The organism is uncultured Marinobacter sp. (assembly GCF_913055835.1).
In the GTDB taxonomy this organism is placed as follows: domain Bacteria; phylum Pseudomonadota; class Gammaproteobacteria; order Pseudomonadales; family Oleiphilaceae; genus Marinobacter.
Window position 1 is genome coordinate 33194 of the sequence record NZ_CAJXKQ010000005.1, and the last position, 18055, is coordinate 51248.

General features: G+C 55.0%; 15 protein-coding genes. 1 reads left to right on the forward strand and 14 read right to left on the reverse strand.

Annotation, left to right across the window (positions count from 1 at the left end; genetic code table 11):
- Nucleotides 1-83 precede the first annotated feature (83 nt).
- From QZ534_RS04615 to QZ534_RS04660, 10 genes are all read right to left on the reverse strand, one after another.
- Nucleotides 84-1295, reverse strand: a complete 1212-nt coding sequence (locus QZ534_RS04615) for an ABC transporter substrate-binding protein (protein ID WP_069184246.1) — start codon at nt 1293-1295, stop codon at nt 84-86.
- A 72-nt stretch (nt 1296-1367) separates the two neighbouring features.
- On the reverse strand, nt 1368-2090 hold the full coding sequence (locus QZ534_RS04620; protein WP_296931904.1) for an ABC transporter ATP-binding protein: 723 nt from the start codon (nt 2088-2090) through the stop codon (nt 1368-1370).
- Nucleotides 2087-2890 (reverse strand): ABC transporter ATP-binding protein, encoded by an 804-nt coding sequence (locus QZ534_RS04625; protein WP_296931906.1) that lies wholly within the window; start codon nt 2888-2890, stop codon nt 2087-2089. Before QZ534_RS04625 ends, QZ534_RS04620 begins: the two co-directional genes overlap by 4 nt.
- A gap of 78 nt (nt 2891-2968) precedes the next feature.
- Complete coding sequence (locus QZ534_RS04630; protein ID WP_296931909.1) at nt 2969-3772, reverse strand: alpha/beta hydrolase; 804 nt, start codon at nt 3770-3772, stop codon at nt 2969-2971.
- A 4-nt stretch (nt 3773-3776) separates the two neighbouring features.
- On the reverse strand, nt 3777-4193 hold the full coding sequence (locus tag QZ534_RS04635; protein ID WP_136631801.1) for a PaaI family thioesterase: 417 nt from the start codon (nt 4191-4193) through the stop codon (nt 3777-3779).
- Nucleotides 4190-5839 (reverse strand): AMP-binding protein, encoded by a 1650-nt coding sequence (locus QZ534_RS04640; protein ID WP_296931912.1) that lies wholly within the window; start codon nt 5837-5839, stop codon nt 4190-4192. The genes QZ534_RS04635 and QZ534_RS04640 overlap by 4 nt, the downstream gene beginning before the upstream one ends.
- 172 nt (nt 5840-6011) lie before the next feature.
- Nucleotides 6012-7073, reverse strand: coding sequence for a proline racemase family protein (locus tag QZ534_RS04645; RefSeq protein ID WP_296931914.1), 1062 nt, complete (start codon nt 7071-7073; stop codon nt 6012-6014).
- On the reverse strand, nt 7073-8215 hold the full coding sequence (locus QZ534_RS04650; RefSeq protein WP_296931916.1) for a zinc-binding dehydrogenase: 1143 nt from the start codon (nt 8213-8215) through the stop codon (nt 7073-7075). The genes QZ534_RS04645 and QZ534_RS04650 overlap by 1 nt, the downstream gene beginning before the upstream one ends.
- Before the next feature lie 100 nt (nt 8216-8315).
- Nucleotides 8316-9416: an AI-2E family transporter gene (locus tag QZ534_RS04655; RefSeq protein WP_296931918.1), complete on the reverse strand. Its 1101-nt coding sequence runs from the start codon at nt 9414-9416 to the stop codon at nt 8316-8318.
- Between the two features lie 144 nt (nt 9417-9560).
- On the reverse strand, nt 9561-10286 hold the full coding sequence (locus QZ534_RS04660; RefSeq protein WP_296931920.1) for a DUF3592 domain-containing protein: 726 nt from the start codon (nt 10284-10286) through the stop codon (nt 9561-9563).
- A 183-nt stretch (nt 10287-10469) separates the two neighbouring features.
- On the opposite strand from QZ534_RS04660, the gene QZ534_RS04665 reads away from it, so the two are divergent.
- A complete protein-coding gene (locus QZ534_RS04665; RefSeq protein WP_296931922.1) occupies nt 10470-11336 on the forward strand; it encodes an SUMF1/EgtB/PvdO family nonheme iron enzyme in 867 nt (288 codons plus the stop codon).
- A gap of 14 nt (nt 11337-11350) precedes the next feature.
- Here the strand turns inward: QZ534_RS04665 and QZ534_RS04670 are convergent, their stop codons facing one another.
- The 4 genes from QZ534_RS04670 to mmsB all read right to left on the reverse strand — a co-directional run bounded on the left by QZ534_RS04670 (nt 11351) and on the right by mmsB (nt 18033).
- The gene (locus tag QZ534_RS04670) at nt 11351-14023 is read right to left on the reverse strand and encodes a LysM peptidoglycan-binding domain-containing protein (protein WP_296931924.1); all 2673 of its coding nucleotides are present in this window, start codon (nt 14021-14023) and stop codon (nt 11351-11353) included.
- On the reverse strand, nt 14010-14870 hold the full coding sequence (locus QZ534_RS04675; RefSeq protein ID WP_296931927.1) for a DUF4123 domain-containing protein: 861 nt from the start codon (nt 14868-14870) through the stop codon (nt 14010-14012). Before QZ534_RS04675 ends, QZ534_RS04670 begins: the two co-directional genes overlap by 14 nt.
- Nucleotides 14839-16953, reverse strand: coding sequence for a type VI secretion system Vgr family protein (gene tssI, locus QZ534_RS04680; RefSeq protein ID WP_296931929.1), 2115 nt, complete (start codon nt 16951-16953; stop codon nt 14839-14841). The genes QZ534_RS04675 and tssI overlap by 32 nt, the downstream gene beginning before the upstream one ends.
- A gap of 192 nt (nt 16954-17145) precedes the next feature.
- Nucleotides 17146-18033 (reverse strand): 3-hydroxyisobutyrate dehydrogenase, encoded by an 888-nt coding sequence (gene mmsB / locus QZ534_RS04685; RefSeq protein WP_296931931.1) that lies wholly within the window; start codon nt 18031-18033, stop codon nt 17146-17148.
- Nucleotides 18034-18055: the final 22 nt, after the last annotated feature.

Consider the following 18055-nt stretch of genomic DNA (forward strand, 5'->3'; position numbering starts at 1 on the left):
ACAGGGGTTGGTTGTTGTTCTTACTCAAATCTCTGAGTTGCGGGCTCACCCTGCCCTGTTGCCGGGTGAGCCCTGTGCCGGTCTTAGTTATTAACCAGCTTGCACTTGCTCTCGGAGAGCGGACGGTAAGATTCTTCCGCCGGAATGGTCCGCAGGATCTTGTACAGATCCCACTCATTCGTGGACTCAGCCGGAGTTTTCACTTCCGCCAGGTACATGTCGTGCACCATACGGCCGTCAACACGGATCTTGCCGTTCTTGGCAAACATGTCGTTGATGGGCGTATCCATCATCTGTTTGCGCACTGTCTGGGCATCATCGGAACCGGTCGCCTTGACTGCGTTCAGGTACTGCATGGTGCTGGAGTAGATACCGGCGTGAACCATGGTCGGACGAACACCGGTCTCTTCCATGAAGCGATCAGACCATTCACGGGTCTCGTCGTTCATGTCCCAGTACCAGCCGGTGGTCAACTGGATGCCCTGAGCGGTTTCCGCACCCAGTGCGTGCACGTCGGTCAGGAACAGCAGCAGGGCTGCAAGAGTCTGGCCAGACTGGGTGACACCGAACTCACTGGCCGTTGTAATGGCGTTGGTGGTGTCAGCACCGGCGTTTGCCAGGCCGATTACATCAGCGCCGGAGGCCTGGGCCTGCAGGATGAAGGAGGAGAAATCCTGGGTCGGGAACGGATGGCGCACAGTGCCGATCACTTCACCGCCGTTAGCCTCAACAACGCGGGTCACGTCGCCTTCCAGAGCGTGGCCGAACGCGTAATCGGCAGTCAGCATGTACCAGGTTTTGCCGCCTTCTTTAACGACCGCACTGGCGGTACCGTTGGCCAGCGGATAAGTGTCGTAAACGTAGTGGATGTGGTTCGGGGTGCAGTGTTCGTTGGTGATACTGGAAGCGGCTGAACCGGAGATGATACCCAGGCGATCGTTCTCTTCCAGAATCTTGCTCACGGCAATAGAAACGGAAGAAGCCACCATACCGGCCACCAGATCAACATCCTCGTTCTCAACCCAGCGACGAACGGTGCTGGAGGAAGTATCGGGGCTGTTGCGGTCATCAGCACTGACCACTTCGATCTTGGCGCCATTTACCTGACCACCAAAGTCAGCGATCGCCATTTCCAGGGCCTTCAGCCCGTTGGGGCCTGCCAGGTCACGGTAGGTGCCGGACATGTCTGCCAGGTAACCGATCTTGACCGTGTCGTTGGAAATAGCCGCTTGGGCTCCGCTTGCCATCATGGCTGATGCAACGGCTGATGTCAGAAGCTTTTTCATCATTGTCATTGTTGTATCTCCGCTACTGTCTTGCGTTGGTTCGGGTTGTTGTTGCTTTTCTTGCTCTCGTCCTATCCGGGATCAGACCCCCAAATAGCGATCCAGCACCGACTGCTTGGAACTCAGTTCGTTGGCGCTGATTTCTTCCACAATCTGACCGTGCTCAACAACGTAATGACGGTCGGCTAACGGTGCTGCGAAGTGGAAATTCTGCTCAACCAGGACAATGGTCAGCCCCTTGTTTTTCAGGGCAATCAGGACCTCTCCCAGTTTTTCTACGATGACCGGGGCAAGACCCTCGGTGATTTCGTCCAGCAGCAGCATGTTGGCGCCGGTGCGCAGAATGCGCGCCATAGCCAGCATCTGCTGCTCGCCGCCGGACAGCTTGGTGCCCTGGCTGGAACGTCGTTCATACAGGTTTGGGAACATGTTGTAGATTTCTTCCAGGCTCATGCCGCCACTGCGCACAACCGGCGGCAGCGTCAGGTTCTCCTGGACACTGAGCGAGGAAAAAATGCCCCGATGCTCGGGGCAATACCCGACACCCAACCTGGCAATGTGGTGAGGCGCACAGGACATTGTCTCCTCACCGTTAATCATGATGGAGCCGGTGCGCCGGCCAACCATGTTCATGATGGCCTTGAGGGTTGTGCTCCGGCCAGCGCCGTTGCGGCCCAGCAACGTCACCAGTTCTCCGCGATTAACCACCATGTCGATGCCATGGAGGATATGGGATTCGCCGTAAAAGGCATGCAATCCTGAAAGACGGAGCTGTTCGTATTCGCGATCTGAATTACTGCTCATTGCGCCGCCTCCGACTGTTCGCTGTCAGCGGTAGTACCCCGCTCTCCACTGCCATCACTGCCCATGTATACCTCTCGCACCCTTGGGTCGGCAGAGACAGCAGCATAATCGCCCTCGGTCAGAACGGCGCCCTGGGCCAGCACGGTAATGCGATCGCACAATTTGCTGACCACGCTAAGGTTGTGCTCAACCATCAGAACGGTTCTTCCCGCTGCCGCCTTGCGAACGAGCTCTACCACACGATCCACGTCTTCCGAACCCATGCCCTGGGTTGGCTCGTCAAGCAACAGGATTTCCGGCTCCATGGCCAGCGTGGTTGCCAACTCCAGAGCACGCTTGCGTCCGTAAGCCAACTCAACGGTGGTGGTGTTGGCAAACTCTGCAAGGCCAACGGCATCCAGAAGCTCCATGCAGCGCTGATTCAGTTTGTGCAGCGAATTACCGGATTTCCAGAAGCTGAAAGAGGTGCCCTCGAAGGTCTGCAGGGCTACGCGGATGTTCTCCAGCGCTGTCATGTGAGGGAATACGGCAGAGATCTGAAACGAGCGGACAATGCCCTGTCGGGCGATGGCGGCGGACTTCATGGTGGTGATGTCCTGATCCTTGAACAGGATCTGACCGCGAGTCGGGATCAGGAATTTGGTGAGCAGATTGAAGACCGTGGTCTTGCCAGCACCGTTAGGGCCGATCAGGGCGTGAATATGGCCTTTCTGGACCTTCAGGTTCACGTCGTCGACCGCAACAAAGCCCTTGAATTCTTTGACAAGGTTACGGGTCTCCAGAACGTACTGTTCACTCATGAGCCAATCTACCTTTGTTATTGTTGTGCGTTTTGTCTGGTTACCAGATTAGATTGACGTATACGTAAACGTCAACACTTAATTGCAGTTTTTAAGTACACTCTCGCTACGCAAAAAGTCGTATAGAAGGTCTACTACCTGGTCCTGCTTTTCCAGGTGGGGAGAGTGCCCGGTTTCCTCAAGAAGAACACCCTGGGCGTTGGGCCCGATACCCGCAACTATATCTGTAACCTGCTCAGGCACCCCGTATTCATCGTTCTCCCCCTGAATGATCATAGCCGGACATTCGATTGCCGCCAGCCAGCGACTAAAATCCATGGCCGCCTGAAAGCCCTCGTCTCGCCAGACTGTCTGCCAGGCATTAAAGAGGTCGTCGGTCCGGTTGCCGTGGTAGCGTGCCAAACGATCACGTATATCGGTCTCTCGATAGCGAACGGCCATCTCTTCGATACCGGCAAGGGTAAGGTGATCCGCGTAGATGTGCGCGGCCATGGTTGCCAGAGCCTTCATGCGACGCCCCATTGCCCCAGCAGCCACCAGAGCAATGGAACCACCATCACTGTGCCCGATCAGCACAACATCCCTGATTTGGAGCTTATCCAACAACCGGGGCAGCCACCGATGACCGGCAACCTCCAGGTAATCGTATGGGCGAGGAAGCTCTTCGTCAGACGAGTGGCCATAACCCTGCCGATTGTAGACCAGCGCATCACAGCCGGTTGCTTTCGCCAGTTTTTCCGGAAACTTCCGCCACAAAGCGATGCTGCCGAGGGATTCATGGAGAAAAACCAGCACCGGGCCTTTCGGCTCTGCGTGCTGGATCCGCCTCACTTCCAGTTCAACACCGTCGCCTACCGACACCATCATGTCACGAATCTGCATGGCGTTACCGGTTAGGCGGAATGGAGTAAGTCATGGTGGAGTGGGCCACCGGCTCTTCCGCGCCTTCAGAGTAGACAAACACCTCACCCACACCCATGGTGCGGCCCACTTTCAGCATGGTGGCACGGGCCCAGATCGGCTGATGAGCCACCGGCTTGCGGAGGAAATTGATATTGAGGTTGGTGGTGACTGCCAGGGGAACCAGGCCAATCTTGCTCAACAAAGCCGCGTACAGGGTGACATCCGCCAGCCCCATCATGGCCGGCCCGGAGACGGTGCCCCCGGGCCTCAGGTGCTCCTCATCCACTTCCAGCTTCATCTCTGCCCAACCATCCCCGAGTTTCTGCAGGGTGCCGTAAGCGGCCCCCTGCGGAAACTGCTCGTCAAGGAAGGCCTGCAGCTCTTCAAACGTAATGATCATGCGCCGATTTCTTCCTTGGCCTGATTACGCAGAACGAAGCGCTGGATTTTCCCACTGGGTGTCTTGGGCAGTTCGTCAACGAACTCGATTTCCCGCGGGAAAGCGTGGGTAGAAAGCCTGCGACGTACCAGTTCCTGAAGCTCGTCTTTCAGGGCCTGCTCGTCCCCGATTGCATAGTCGCCCTTGATCACCACATAGGCCTTGATGATGGAGCCGCGCTTCTCATCGGGCTTGCCGACAACACCTGACTCCGCCACAGCGGCGTGCTCCAGCAAGGTGCTCTCAACGTCTGCCGGACCCACCCGGTAGCCGGCCGTGGTGATGATGTCATCATCCCGGCCACTGAAGGAGAAGTTGCCATTGCCATGGTTGATGACCATATCGCCTGTGAGGTAGTAGCCGTTTACGAACGGGTCCTTTTCACCCCAGGTGTAACCGTCGAAGTGGAAAAGCGGGGACGCTTTTACGTCGACCGCCAACTGACCAACTTCACCCTCGCCTACTTCCTCATTTTTCTCGTTCAGTGCAACAACCTTGTGTCCCGGAGAGGCATAGCCCATGGAGCCTTCACGAACCGGATGCGCAAGACCGTGGAAGTTGCAGCAGGTCATGCCGGTCTCAGTTTGACCATAGTGATCTTTCACCGGGCAGAAATGACGGTTGCGAATCCAGTTCACCACTTCCGGGTTCAGGGGCTCACCGGCGCTGCTGGCAACCCGAAGGCCCAGGTTCTCGCCTTCGGGCAGTACGTGGTCGTTGGCCTTCAGCAGGCGGTAAGCCGTGGGTGCCGCCGCCAGGTTGGTGATCTTGTATTTGCGGATCATGTCGTAGGTGGATTCGGGGGTAAAGCCACCCGGATTGAAATGCGTGGCGTGACCCATCAGAAGTGGCCCGACGACCGCATAGTAAAGTCCATAGGCCCAACCAGGATCAGCCACGTTCCAGAACCGGTCACCATCCTGCAGATCAATGGCGTATTTCATGTATACGTAGAACGCCAGGAGCGCTTTGGCCGGGACAGCAACACCCTTCGATTTACCGACGGTTCCGGAAGTAAACATCTGCAGGAACGGATCGTCGCCCTTGATCATGACAGGCTCAAATTCACTGGACTGAGCCGCCAGGGTTTCCTCGAAGTCCGGGATGTCCGCGCCAATCTCACTGGCGTTGACACCCACAACCGGCGGGCAGACTTTGACATCGTTCAGCTTGGGATAGTTCTCCGGGTTAGTCACTACCAGCTTGGTGCTGGCCCGCTCAAAACGGTATTCAATGGCGCCGGAACCAAAGGCTGTAAACAGCGGCTGATACACGGCACCGGCACGCAGGGTTCCGGCGATAACGATGAGCAGCTCCGGAGTGCGCGGCAGGAGTGCAGCCACCCGATCGCCCTTCCCGATGCCCTGGGATTTCAGATAATTGGCGAAGCGCGCAGAGGCGTCTTTCAGCTCGGCAAAAGTCAGACTGCCATCGCCGCCATCCTCGGTTTCGTAGTAGAGAGCAACCCGACTGGGGTCGTCTGCCCACTTATCGCAGATTTCGTGGCACACGTTGAGCCCGCTATCCAGACGTCCATCCAGGATGTCCGCTTCCAGAGCAGCAGGATCGAAGTTGTTGTAAACGTCGGTATATTCCGGAAGGCTCATTCTCAACTCCTGTTGTTTTTATCATTGAAAGCACGGGTCAAGGTTTAGCACAGGCTTCACTTTACGTAAAGGTAAACTTTAGACCAAAAAGGAAGAAAATTGCCGGGTTTTATGAGGTGGAAAACCGGGCGCAGCGAGTATGCCGCGCCCGGAAAGAGGTCCGGAACGGAGCTCAGGACTGAGGGGTGATTTTTCCGGTGTGGCGACTCGATAGAATGTGGTGCAGTGAACCACACTCCACCATGGGATCATCACAATTGACCACGATGTCGGAACGGGCAATGACATACCCCTTGCCGGTGATGCTGTTCTTGATCACCTGGTACTCGCCCTCCTGCTCTACAGAGGTAAATTCGCCGATAAATCCCGTTTCCCTGAGTGAGATGGTTTCGAGTTTGTCGCCCGGCTTAATGCTGCCTTCGTAGTTCATCAGCGCCAGGCGCGCTGAAGTGCCAGTGCCCGTTGTACTCCGGCAAATCACACCGGGATGCACATAGGTCGCGGACCTGGACCGGTAATAGCCGTCTGCCACTTGCTCAACAGGCCCCATGAAGTGGAGGAACGGCAACGGCCCCACATCGCCCAGGGTGTAATGGGAGAAGCCCCGCTCGGCCTGGATGGCTTCGACGATGGCATGAGCGGTTTCCGCCAGCTTGCGCTCTTCGTCCAGAGTGAGGTCAAAGCCCATGCTGGCCGCATCAACCAGGGCGTAAAAGCCGCCGCTGTAGGCAACGCTGTAGGTAACCTCACCCAGTGAGGGAACATCGATGCTGGCCTTGTAGGTGTGGATATAACTGGGCAGCCCTTCACAGGTGACAGCCTCTACCACCCCGTCGTGTACGGTCGCCTCGATCTGGACCAGACCAGCAGGCGACTCCAGCATGAAATTCTGCTTGCCTTCCTGTTTCGGAACAATGCCCGATTCCAGCACGGCGGTAGCCGTACAGATGGTGTTGGAGCCGGAGTAGATCGGGTAGCCCATGACTTCCATGATGATGTAACCGGCGGCAGCCCGGGGATCGGTAGGCGGTACCAGTAAATCCACTGACATCTCCGGCACGCCATAAGGCTCCTCCAGAAGCAGCCGGCGCAGGCCGTCGGCGTCATCCCGGAGATATTCCATCTGCGCCCGAACGGTGTCGCCCGGCAACAAGTCTATCCCGCCAGTCACAATCCGGCTGACATCACCGCCGGCGTGGGTATCCATCAACTGAATGGTCAGTTCCGGTTTCATCAAGCGCTCTCCAGGGACCAGGGTTGGCCGTGTTCTTCCCATTGTGAGTCGGGAACGATCACGATCTTGCCGAGATAATTACTACCCCGGTTCACAAAGTATTCTTCTGCCCGATGCAGATCAGAGAGCCTGAACGCACCGTGCAGAACAGGTTTCAACTGCCCTCCCCGGATCCAGGCCATCAGTTGTTCCGCCTCTTCCCGGGTACCATGGGATACCCCGAAAATCTGCACCTGGTACAGGTAGATCCGGGTCCACAGGATTTCGCTGATGTTGCCACCACTGGCACCGGCAATGCTCAGGCGCGGGTAGGTGCTGCGGGCGTTCATATCAAAGATCATGGTGTCGATGAACACATCGGTCATCTCCCCGCCGACCAGGTCCATCACCGCGTCGATGGGCTTGCCACCGGTTTCCGCTTTCACCCGGTCCACGAAGCTGTCCATATCGGAGCGGTCCAGCACCGCTTCGGCGCCCAGCTCCAGCAGAGCTTCCGCCTTGTCCTGTTTGCTGAGGGCGTACGGAATGGCCCCCATGATCCGGCAGAGCTGGATGAGGGCCGTGCCAACGCCGCCACTGGCACCGGTAACCAGCACCCGCTCGCCCGCCTTGATGTTGGCCGACGTGAGCATGTGCATGGCGGTCTGGTAGGAACACATTCCCATGGACGCCACTTCGGCATCCGACAGTTCAGCGTTGGGAATGTGATGGAACTGGTCGGACGGCAGTGCCACATATTCGGCGTAGCCGCCATCGGCACCGTGGCCGAAGTAATCCGGGGTGAGATTGATGTCCCGCCGGTCATTGGCGTAGATGTTAAAATCCAGCAGCCCGCGCTCGCCGATGCGGGACTCAGCCACGCCGTCACCAACGGCCACAACCAGGCCGGCGATATCTGCCCCCTGAATCCGCGGAAAAACCAGCGTGGGCTTGCCGCCCATCTGGAAGGATGTCATTTCGCCTTTTTTGGTCGGGTAAAGCCCTTCCCGCGCTTTGCGGTCGGTGTTGTTTTTCGCCGTGGCCGTAACCCGGACGAGCACCTCGCCCGGCCCTGGAGCCGGAACTGGCACGTCCTGATACTCCAGTTTATCAACTCCACCGTGACCGGTCAGAACCATGGCTTTCATGGTATTCGGGATCATGGGCGAACGATCCTCCCTGTTTGCTGAATTTCGGGTATTCAGAGAGGATAGGTGAGTTTTACAGGCGTGTCAGTGCGTGTTGCGGGTATCCATTATCAGGCTACCTGGCAATCACTTTATAGACCGGACGCAGCTTGGGAATCTGCTTGAGGACCACCTGGATGACCGTCATCAGAGGCACCGCCAGAAGCACGCCTACCGGCCCCCATAGCCAGCCCCAGAAGAAGATCGAGACAAAGATGATCACCGGGTTGATCGCCATCCGAAATCCGTGAATCCACGGTTCGATAAATAACCCCACGAGCATGGTTAACCCGAGGAATCCCAGAGGCGCTATGGCCATCATCCAGAGTTCATCCAGGCTCACCACGGAAACAATGGTCAGCATCGAAATCGAGAGGATATTGCCCAGGTATGGGATGAAACGGGCAAGACCTGCCACCAACCCCCAGACAGCCGGATCGGGAAGGCCGACCGCCCAACTGATCAACCCGGTTGTTGTGCCAACAAACAGATTGCTCAAACCCAGCACCCCCAGGTACTGAGCTATTTGGTGCTGAGACTCATGGGTCATTCGCAAGACCGTTCTTCGTTGGTCTATCGGTAACTGACGGATGAAGTTGTGAATCAGCCGATCGCCACTAACCAGAAGAAAATAAGTCAGTGCCAGAGCCAATGCCAGGCCCGCGATGCCATTTCGGGCCTTGGCCATCAACTGGCTTCGCCAGGAGTCTGTCTGCAGAACAACAGTGGTTGGCTGCTGATCCGATTCCGAAAGCTCCTCCACAGACTTCTCAACCTGCTCTGCCGACTCGGTTACCCTGGCGATCTGGCGACTGATCTCGCTTTCGCCAACCAGCAAACGGGAGATTCCCTGGGGCACTTCCTCCACCCACTTTAAGGCTGGAGTTGCGACCGCAAGGGTAATTCCGACAATCCCTGCCAGCACCAGCAGCACGAGAACCAGAGAACTGACCATTCGGGGAATTCGCCATTTCACAAAGGCTCTTTTAACAAGAGGAGACAGCAAAAGGCTTGTCATGACGGCAAGAATAATCGGCAGAACAATCTGGTGAGCCACATACAGCGTGTACAGCACGCCCAGGCCGAACAACCCGTAAACCGGCGTCGCCAGGTCCGATGAAATCAGCGGGCGTTTGTTCTCTTCCGCCGGCTCGTTATTGGTGGATTGGCCGTCCATGATGAACCCTGCATACCGTGAAAATAAACTGGCCCGGAAGAATCCAGGCCAGTGTTTATGACAGTCAGTCTACCTTCACCAATGCACGGGCGCATCCGGGGGAGGGTTACGTGGGGTTCATTTGAGTGGCATTCCAGCGCCCGGTCAACCCGCCATCTTCGGCAAAAAAGACGTATCAACCCAGTAGCGCTTGGGATTTGTCGGATTTATATAAACTGGTATCGAGTCGCTATGGATATGCTCCGATGGATCAAACCAGAGGTTTCCACTCCTGAACACATGAATATCGGAAGTGACCGGATTCTGCCACTGACACACGATCTGGAAGGGACTTTTGCCGTTCATTACGATCATCTGGTTCTTTTCAACACTTTTAAAAATTCCCTGAACAAGTTGTCCGGTTTTTCGAAGCTTCGCAGCCCCACTATTCCTGACAGCCGGTACAACAAACATACCCGCTCCAACGGCAAAGAAAACACCGCCCAAACCGCCTACAATTAGGGTTACCCCCCACAGCGAAAAGAATCCATCGATTCTTGCAGACTCCGCATTGCCGGGCATGAACAACACACGAACCGTCTCACCGCGACTGTAACTTGGAGGGTTGCTGCCACTGGATGAGAGGAACTCTGTGAACCTGCCCTTTTCGTCTTCGAAACGGACGAGAGGATAGTAGGCATTAGAATCACTGGACCGTGATCGAATCAGGTCGGTGACAACGCCCGGCTTGGCTGTCGCGGTTTCAAGAAAGGTTGAAGTGCTCTGGAAAGAGAAAAAGGCGCCGACAAGCATGCCGACACCCACGAGTGCAAAAATCACCCGCAGCGTATTGAAGGTTTTCATATCAGTTCCTTTGAAGTTTGCTTCCATGCCGAAAACGCCCTGTTTTCGGGAGCACAAATTATACTTGAATCGATAAGCCTTGAAAGTCTCAAGATGAGACGCGCTTCCTCCAATCTGTACAAACTATCTCTATGGTAATTCTGTTGCTTCAAGCAAGTTGATAGAATGCTGTTAACACATGGAGTGTTAACCCCATTGCACGGAGCAAGCATGCGTTACCTTGTTTTTTCTTCTCTTTTTGTCACCTCTGCCCTTTCCGGATGCAGCCTCTATTACGAATCCCAGGCAAAAGACATGGTTCAGCGCCAGATGGACGCCATGGTTTTTGTCGAAGGTGGGGAGTTTATGATGGGGAATCCTGGGGGGTGGAGTGTTCGCAGCGATACCATTCCAGCACATCGTGTCATCGTTGATGATTTTTATATTCAGAAATACGAGGTTTCCCAGGAGGATTTTGAGCTGTTCATGGCGGTTACGGGATATGAACCCTCGGACAGCCGTTATAAAGATATGAAAGATGAAATGCCGGAGCGTTTCGACAACGGATTACCAGCGGTCACTTCATGGGTTGATTCAAATGCTTTCTGCCTTTGGTTGGGCAAACATACCGGTAAAGAAGTCCGACTGCCCACGGAGGCCGAGTGGGAATATGCTGCACGCGCCCAGGGCCAAATGCTTCCGTATGCCACCGAAAATGGAGAGGCAATTGAGAATGTCACGATGGCGGCTAAGATTGAAGTTAGCCGCTACAACCCTTCTGCAAAAGCCGCACTGCCTAACCCTCCCGGAGCATTTCCACCGAATGCTCTAGGCTTGTATGACATGTCTGGCAACGTTGGCGAGTGGGTTGGCGATAAATACTCAAGTGATTATTATCAGAGATCTCCAATCGATAACCCTAAGGGGCCTGCGGTGGGTCAAACAGACATCTTTGAAGGGCTTTCCTACCGGGTCCTTCGAGGGGGCCACTACGAAGAGTTTGAAGGAAACACAACCGTAACTCGCCGTAAGGGATCTGAGACACTGGCGGCCAAAAGCCGCGGATTCCGCTGTTCTTGGGATCCGGCAGGAGATTAACTTTTCAACAAATTCTAGCCGAGCACCCTTGATAACCACTGCTCGGTTTTTAGTGACTGGGCGGAACGAAATAACCTCTGAACAATGATCTTCGAGTAATTGGTCTTAAAATCGTGGAAACTACCTTTACGCCCCCCATTACCAATCCTCTTAAAAACCTCTACCAATTCACGGTGGCTACTTATCGTCTCAAGAATTTTCATAGTCGCTTCGTTGATCAATTCCTTATATGGATCCTTGAAGCTAAGAGAGCCTGAACTGTTTTTCGTCAGAGCTTCTAGTAGTTCGGCCTTGGAAGGAGGGGTTAGCTTATTTAAGCTATCGTTCTCGAGAATTACCGCAGCGACATCTCGAATTTGTGAATTGTCTTTTGTCAAATCCGCCCAAAACATTTCAATTCGTTCAACACCTTGAGAAACGATTTGGTTAAAGTCAGATTTAGTTATGGCGAATGTTTTAATTAATAAAGTAATCTGCTTAAAAGCGCCTTCATCAATCCAATCCAAAAATCTAAAATCGCTCTGCTCGAGCGACCACCTTACAAACTTAACCAACTCCCATATCTGCTCAGCGTTCAGTTCCGCAGCAATGCCCCCACTCCCGCCGGGGCCAAGAACCAGACTACCTTTGAAAAAGGCCACAAGCTTGCTCTCGCGAAGTTCAATTTTGTAATCAAAACCAAAACCGATTCCGGATGAAACCGCAATTTCTGGCTTTACCTCAGCCAGCAATTCAAACTCAGGATCCCCCCCTGTTTGGTCATCAGTCGCTCCATCAACTTCCTCATAAGCAGCCTTCCACTTAACCCCAAATCTGGCTTCATTACTTACGGTTGCGCCAGCAAAAGCTTGCCCGTTGGTCTGGCCAGAGACACCAACATCCCCGGGTGCGCTGGACACCTTTGCATTTGCTGCGAGAGACAGACAGGCACCCGCAAACCCTTGAATCCGGTATTCCGCGTCTGCCCTGAAGTATCCACAATGGAGCTTTATCGAGTTTCCCTGATGATTTTCGTACTCGAGGAGCACCTTTGCTCCGGTCTCATCCGGCAGCCTGGCGGCAAAGGTCGCCTCACCCTGCAGGAGACTGTACGTTCCTTGCATTTGGGTACCAATATAGGCTTGGCCCTTTTCGGGCTCGTAGTTGGCCTCCAGGCTGCACTGCGCGGCAAACCGGAACATCTGTGCTTCGGCACCTGCGGCGAAACGACCATCTTCGGTTGAAGCTTCTTTTTTAAATAATTCAATTTCCAACTGGTTAAAGAAGTTGTCCTCTTTGCTCTTCCACTCAGCAAACTTCAACTTGAGCGACCGGTCGTTCTTCAGGCCGTTTTTCGCCTCATCCCAGGCCCGCTCAAAGTCAGCAGCACTCATAACTGCTCGAACATCCGAAGCCTTAAGCGGCTTCCAGTTAGTGCGTAATTGATTCAGAACCTCTAGGCGGGCGTAGCGGTAACCTGCGGCACCAGTGTGCTTAAGTTCAACTAGAGGCTGGGACTTCATAGAACCGAGGTTCGGCTTTGCGAGAACATCGACAGCCGAAGGTGGACTGGTTTCCACCAAACGCCTCAGGGTTTTCTCTATATCCACGATGAGTTCTCGTCGCTCCTGCTGTTCCTTACGGTGCTTTTCAACTTCGTCTTGGTGGATTATGTTCCAAAGCCGGACAGCCCAGGATACTCTCGCGGCATATTCGCTGACGTAATCCATGTAGGGAATTAGCTCATCATCGAGTTCGTTCAGTCGCTTCTTTTTGTCTACCAAAGACTGAATATCAGCCTCTGCAATGAAATCTGGCCAGCGGGTGTATTTCTTCAATTCCTGGGCTTCATGCCCGAGCCGTTGCACTCGGTGGCTATCTGCGTCCTGATCACTCTGAACCATCCGATACTGAAGCTCAGCCTCCAAAGCCGCCCTGAGGAACCTGAGCCTCTCATCCATTTCATCCAAGTCTTGTTTGCTGGCTTCGGTTATCAGCTCGTGAGTCTCAACCTTTGCCTTCACGCCAGGCAGTGTCGCTTCCAGTTCGGCACAAAGCGTTGTGAAAACTTTTACTGAGAGCAAGTCTTTCCTGTCTGTGAGGTTGGCTTGACTCGCGGGAAACAGAATCTGGCTTCGGATCTGATTGATCTCATATTCAATCCGTTTTTCTCTACGACGCTGATGTTCGAGTCGTTGTCGCTCTCGTTTCCAGCGGGCCTCGTAGTCATTGAGCAGCTCCTTTGCTGTAGAGCTTTGCTCAGTTTCGGGGAGTGCCCGCAACTCTCGAAGGCTGTCCCAAGCCTTTTCGCGCGCAGCAGGTATATCCTCCACTGGCCCCGCTTCCGCCTCCTTTAACTCAATCAAGGGCTCGTTGAGAGTCTCAATCTCACCAATCAGATCCTTCAGCTGAGTGCGACTAAGCGCATAGACAGTGTCTTCCTCACCAGTGACGTGGACAAGCGCTTCGCACTCAATTGAACACTGAGAGCATTCAAGATCATCTTTCGTATCATCATTAGCCGATTGCGCTGCCGGAAAAGCCTTTTGGTCTACGGAGTTTTCAGGGACAGTGAGATTCCATCCAGCTTCAATGTGATTCACATCCTTGATGATCGGATTCTCATTCTTGATCGCACTCAACGAAACCTGATACTTCGAAGCAATAGCTGAAAGCGTTTCCCCTGACTGAACTTTATGCTGTGGCATCCGTGCCCTCCAATATACGTTCCATCGCGTTCATACGGTCCGCCGGCGTCATCTCCGGGGCTTTAATAACTTTCTGAAAATCTGACGTCCCAACCAGATCAGAGCCATTGCGGATGCAAAGTCGCAACCAACGCTCTTGTAGAGAAGCAGTTTCTAAACCGAGTTTCGAAGCTCTCTGAAGCTGCTCCAAAACCCAGACTCTTCGGTCTCCGCTTTCAGGCAAATAATCCCGATAGACTTGCTCATAAGCCATTGCACGATCAGCCAATCTATAGGGCGGCAACGCGGATAGTTCAGACTGAACCAACGAGGGTTGTTCGGGGTGTTCTATCTTTCCGGCTTTATCAGGCGACTGGTATGCTTGCCAATCCGACCCGCTATGCCAGTAGATTGTTACTCCGGCATTCACGATCGGCTTTGCTCGCCCTGCAAAAGCTGCCAGCAATGGACGAAAAGACCTTGGATCGTAAAATCGAAACAGTCGCTCATCCGACTTTGCAAGTGCTAGCAACCATCCCTGGGCCCAATTAAAAACACACGTCGAGCTTTCCGGCGAATCAATGAAGATTCCCAGCGGCACAAAGCTCAATCGCTCTTTAAGCTTTCTATGGAATTGGGTGTCTCCATTGAACGCCAGGAGTATGGGTCCTTGATTCCATGAGGCCTGCCATCGGGTATTCTCCAGAAGGCTCCACCACTGAACCGAGCCATGTTGGTCAGCTTCGTAGAGAAATCTGAGGAAGCTATCATCGACCGCGAGGTCAATGACGGCAAAGTCCGCGCTGGAGGGTTCCTGAGCCAGCAAATCCAGGCTATCAAGCGTGCTGATGTAGTTTGCAGCGTCCATTCTCATCAAACTCACAATCGGAAACGACAGGCGCTCCCTGGTTGGCTGATTCCTTCAGCAATGTTGAGTGATCTGCCAAAACCTGCGGAGCACTCTTTCCTGTCTCACGTTGGTCGGTTTCTTCTAGCTGCACAGCGCCCGAACTTCCGTCTTGGGCAACAATGCCGGCGGGCAGCTCCGGGGCTTTATCTGCCACCCGACTCCCACTCCCCGGCCCGCCACCAGAATTCATGCGCACCGAAGGCCCGGAGACCGTAACGCCACTGGGATCCAGCTTCAAAAAGCTGCCACCGGCTTTCAGCGTGAGTTCGGCGCCCGCCTCGATTACGACTTTCATGCCCGCCTTGTGGTGAATCTCGGTGCCAGCTTCAACGAGCTGGTTTTTGCCCTGTTTGCTGTGAAAACTTCCACCCACGGATAGACTGTAATCACTGTCGACCGACTCACGCTGTTCACCATCGACAGTGCGGTGCTCATTGCCTTTCACGTGACTGAAATCGTTGTTTTCGACTGTGCGGTGACTGTCGTTCAGAATCACCTCCGTGCGGTTGTTCTCGGTGAGCAGATCCAGGTCTTTCTGGGCATGAACGTAGATCTGCTCCTGGCCCGCCTCATCCTCAAACCGCAGTTCGTTGCTGCCCTCGCCCTTGTGGGTTTTGGTTTTCAGTGTTGTGCGGGTTTTGTGCTCCGGGAGCCCATAGGGCGGCGTGTTGGTAACGTGGTGGGTTCTGCCGGTGATGATCGGTTGGTCCGGGTCTCCATCCAGGAAGGAGACAATTACCTCGTGACCGATTCGTGGCAAGGCCATGAAACCGTACTGGCCGCCGGCCCAGCCCTGGCTGACCCGGAGCCAGGCACTGCTGTGTTCGTCGTTCCTGCTGTATCGATCCCATGGAAACCGCACTTTCACCCGACCATATTCGTCGCAGTGGATCTCCTCGCCTTCCGGACCGGTGACAATCGCGATTTGCGGGCCGTCCATAAGAGGACGGTGGGGCGTCTGCGGTACCCAGGTAAGGTCGGCAGGTATGGCATTGAACTGGTTGTGGTATGTAGTGGGGTCGCTGCCGCCCTCTTCTTCCAACGCCTGGGGCTGGGAACCAGTATGGGTAACTGCGGTTAGCAGCCATTCCCGGTTCAGGGCGGCGCTGTCATGCTCTTTCAGTTCAACCTTGGCGCCGGCGCAGAAATCCGGGCGATTGCTCTCACCGGATGCGGTACTGGCATCATTGCGCAGGGACTGGAGTCTGGCTTCGGTAAACGGCTGGCCACTGGCGTCAGCCTTGAAGCGGCCGGGGTAATCGTAGTGCTGGTAGTCTTCCCGGTGCTTCAGGTCGCCGCTGGCTTGCTCATGCATCAGCGCATAAGCCGGATTCCGGAAGGTGTAATCCTTCATCGCTACGGAAGCGACCCGCACTCGCTCTTCATACCGGAATCGAAAAACCGAGGGGCGCTTGGTGCTGCCGCCGGCTTTGGCGTTATATTCCGCCGGTTCCAGCTTGGGCGCATCGCCATGATGGTCGGCGATTACAAGCGCCGGCTGTGTCTCCGCGTCCACGCTCCCGTGTTCATAGCGATAGTGCCAGCCCTCTTCAGCAGCAAGGCGCTCCAGAAAGGCCAGGTCGCTTTCCCGATGCTGAACACAATACTCCCTTTGCTCCGGGGTGCGCTTCAGGTCGAAAACCGAATCGATAATGCCCCGCTCTTCTAGCAGAGTGCGCACGATCGTGTCGGTGCTCTGGGTCTGGAACATCCGGCTATTGTGCATCATCCCAAGGCGCCAGAGCGGCGGCTGGATATTCAATTCATAGCGGGTACGCCGGTGGCCCGCATCGCCCCGAACGAATTCGTTGACCACCCCGGTGAAGCGCCTGAGCGGCTCGCCATCCTGCCAGACCACGAGATCCAAGGGTTGCTCGAGAATTTCAGATGCCTGAATCGACGGATCGGTGCTGGAAAGCTCCAGATGACCGTAAAATACTTCGGAGAGGCGTTCGGTCAGTGTGAAACCAACCACGGAAAATAAATCTGAGGGGAGGCCGCCAACACGGGCGGTAAACTGCAATCCGCTTGCCTGAGGCATATCTTCAATCCCTGAAGGTATGGTTATGTCCCGTTCCCGGCGGCCTTTGGCCAACCAAATCCCTGGTTGGGCTACCGAGAAACAACTGGCGGCAAAAGTACCAGCACTGACTCTGAAAATCCAGCCGCTGGTCGCAAAAACGGTAACATGGCCGGGGTCAGATGAAATGCTGCATCTGACCCCGGACGCACATTATTCAGGCTTGTAAAGCCGCTGGATGCTGGAGAAGTCCAGATTTCCATTGCCCTGCCCCGCATGGAGCTGGAACAGGTTGCGGGCCAGAGAACCCATGGGAATGGAGGCCTGATTTTTGACAGCGTTATCGAACGCCAGCCCCAGATCCTTGGTCATCAGGTTCACCAGGAAACCGCCCTCATAGTTGCGTGAGGCGGGCACCCCTTCCATCACACCCGGCCAGGGGTTGTAGACGTTCAGGGCCCAGTTGCCACCGGAGCTCTGCTTCATGATTTCAGAGAGTACCGCAGGATCCAGGCCGTTCTTAACGCCTAGTGCCAGCGCCTCACTGGTGCCGGACATCAGAATAGCCAGCAACATGTTGTTGCAGATCTTGGCCACCTGACCGGAGCCATGATCGCCGGCGTGGAAAATGTTTTTGCCCATGGCGTCGAGAATCGGCTTGGCCTGGTTGAAGGCTTCTCCCGAGCCACCACAGATGAATGTCAGCGTACCGGCTTTGGCACCGCCAACACCGCCAGAGACTGGCGCATCGAGGAATGGAATGTCCTTGGCACGTGCCACTTCGGCAACGCCCCGGGCTGTTTCAGGTGCGATGGTGGAGGAGTCGATAACCAGGGTACCAGCAGGCAGTTTCGCCAGCAGGCCATCGTCACCAAGATAGACCGCTTCCACGTGTTGGCCAGCCGGCAGCATGGTGATGACACACTCGGCGCCGCTGGCTGCCTCGTGGGCGGTGTCTGCGGTTTTTGCGCCTTCGGATACCAGAGCAGCAACCGCATCTTTGGACAGATCGAATACGGTGACCTCGTGGCCGGCTTTCACCAGGTTGCTGGCCATGGGGCCGCCCATGTTACCGAGGCCGATGAAGGTAATTTTTGCCATGTTCATTCTCCTTGTTCTTATA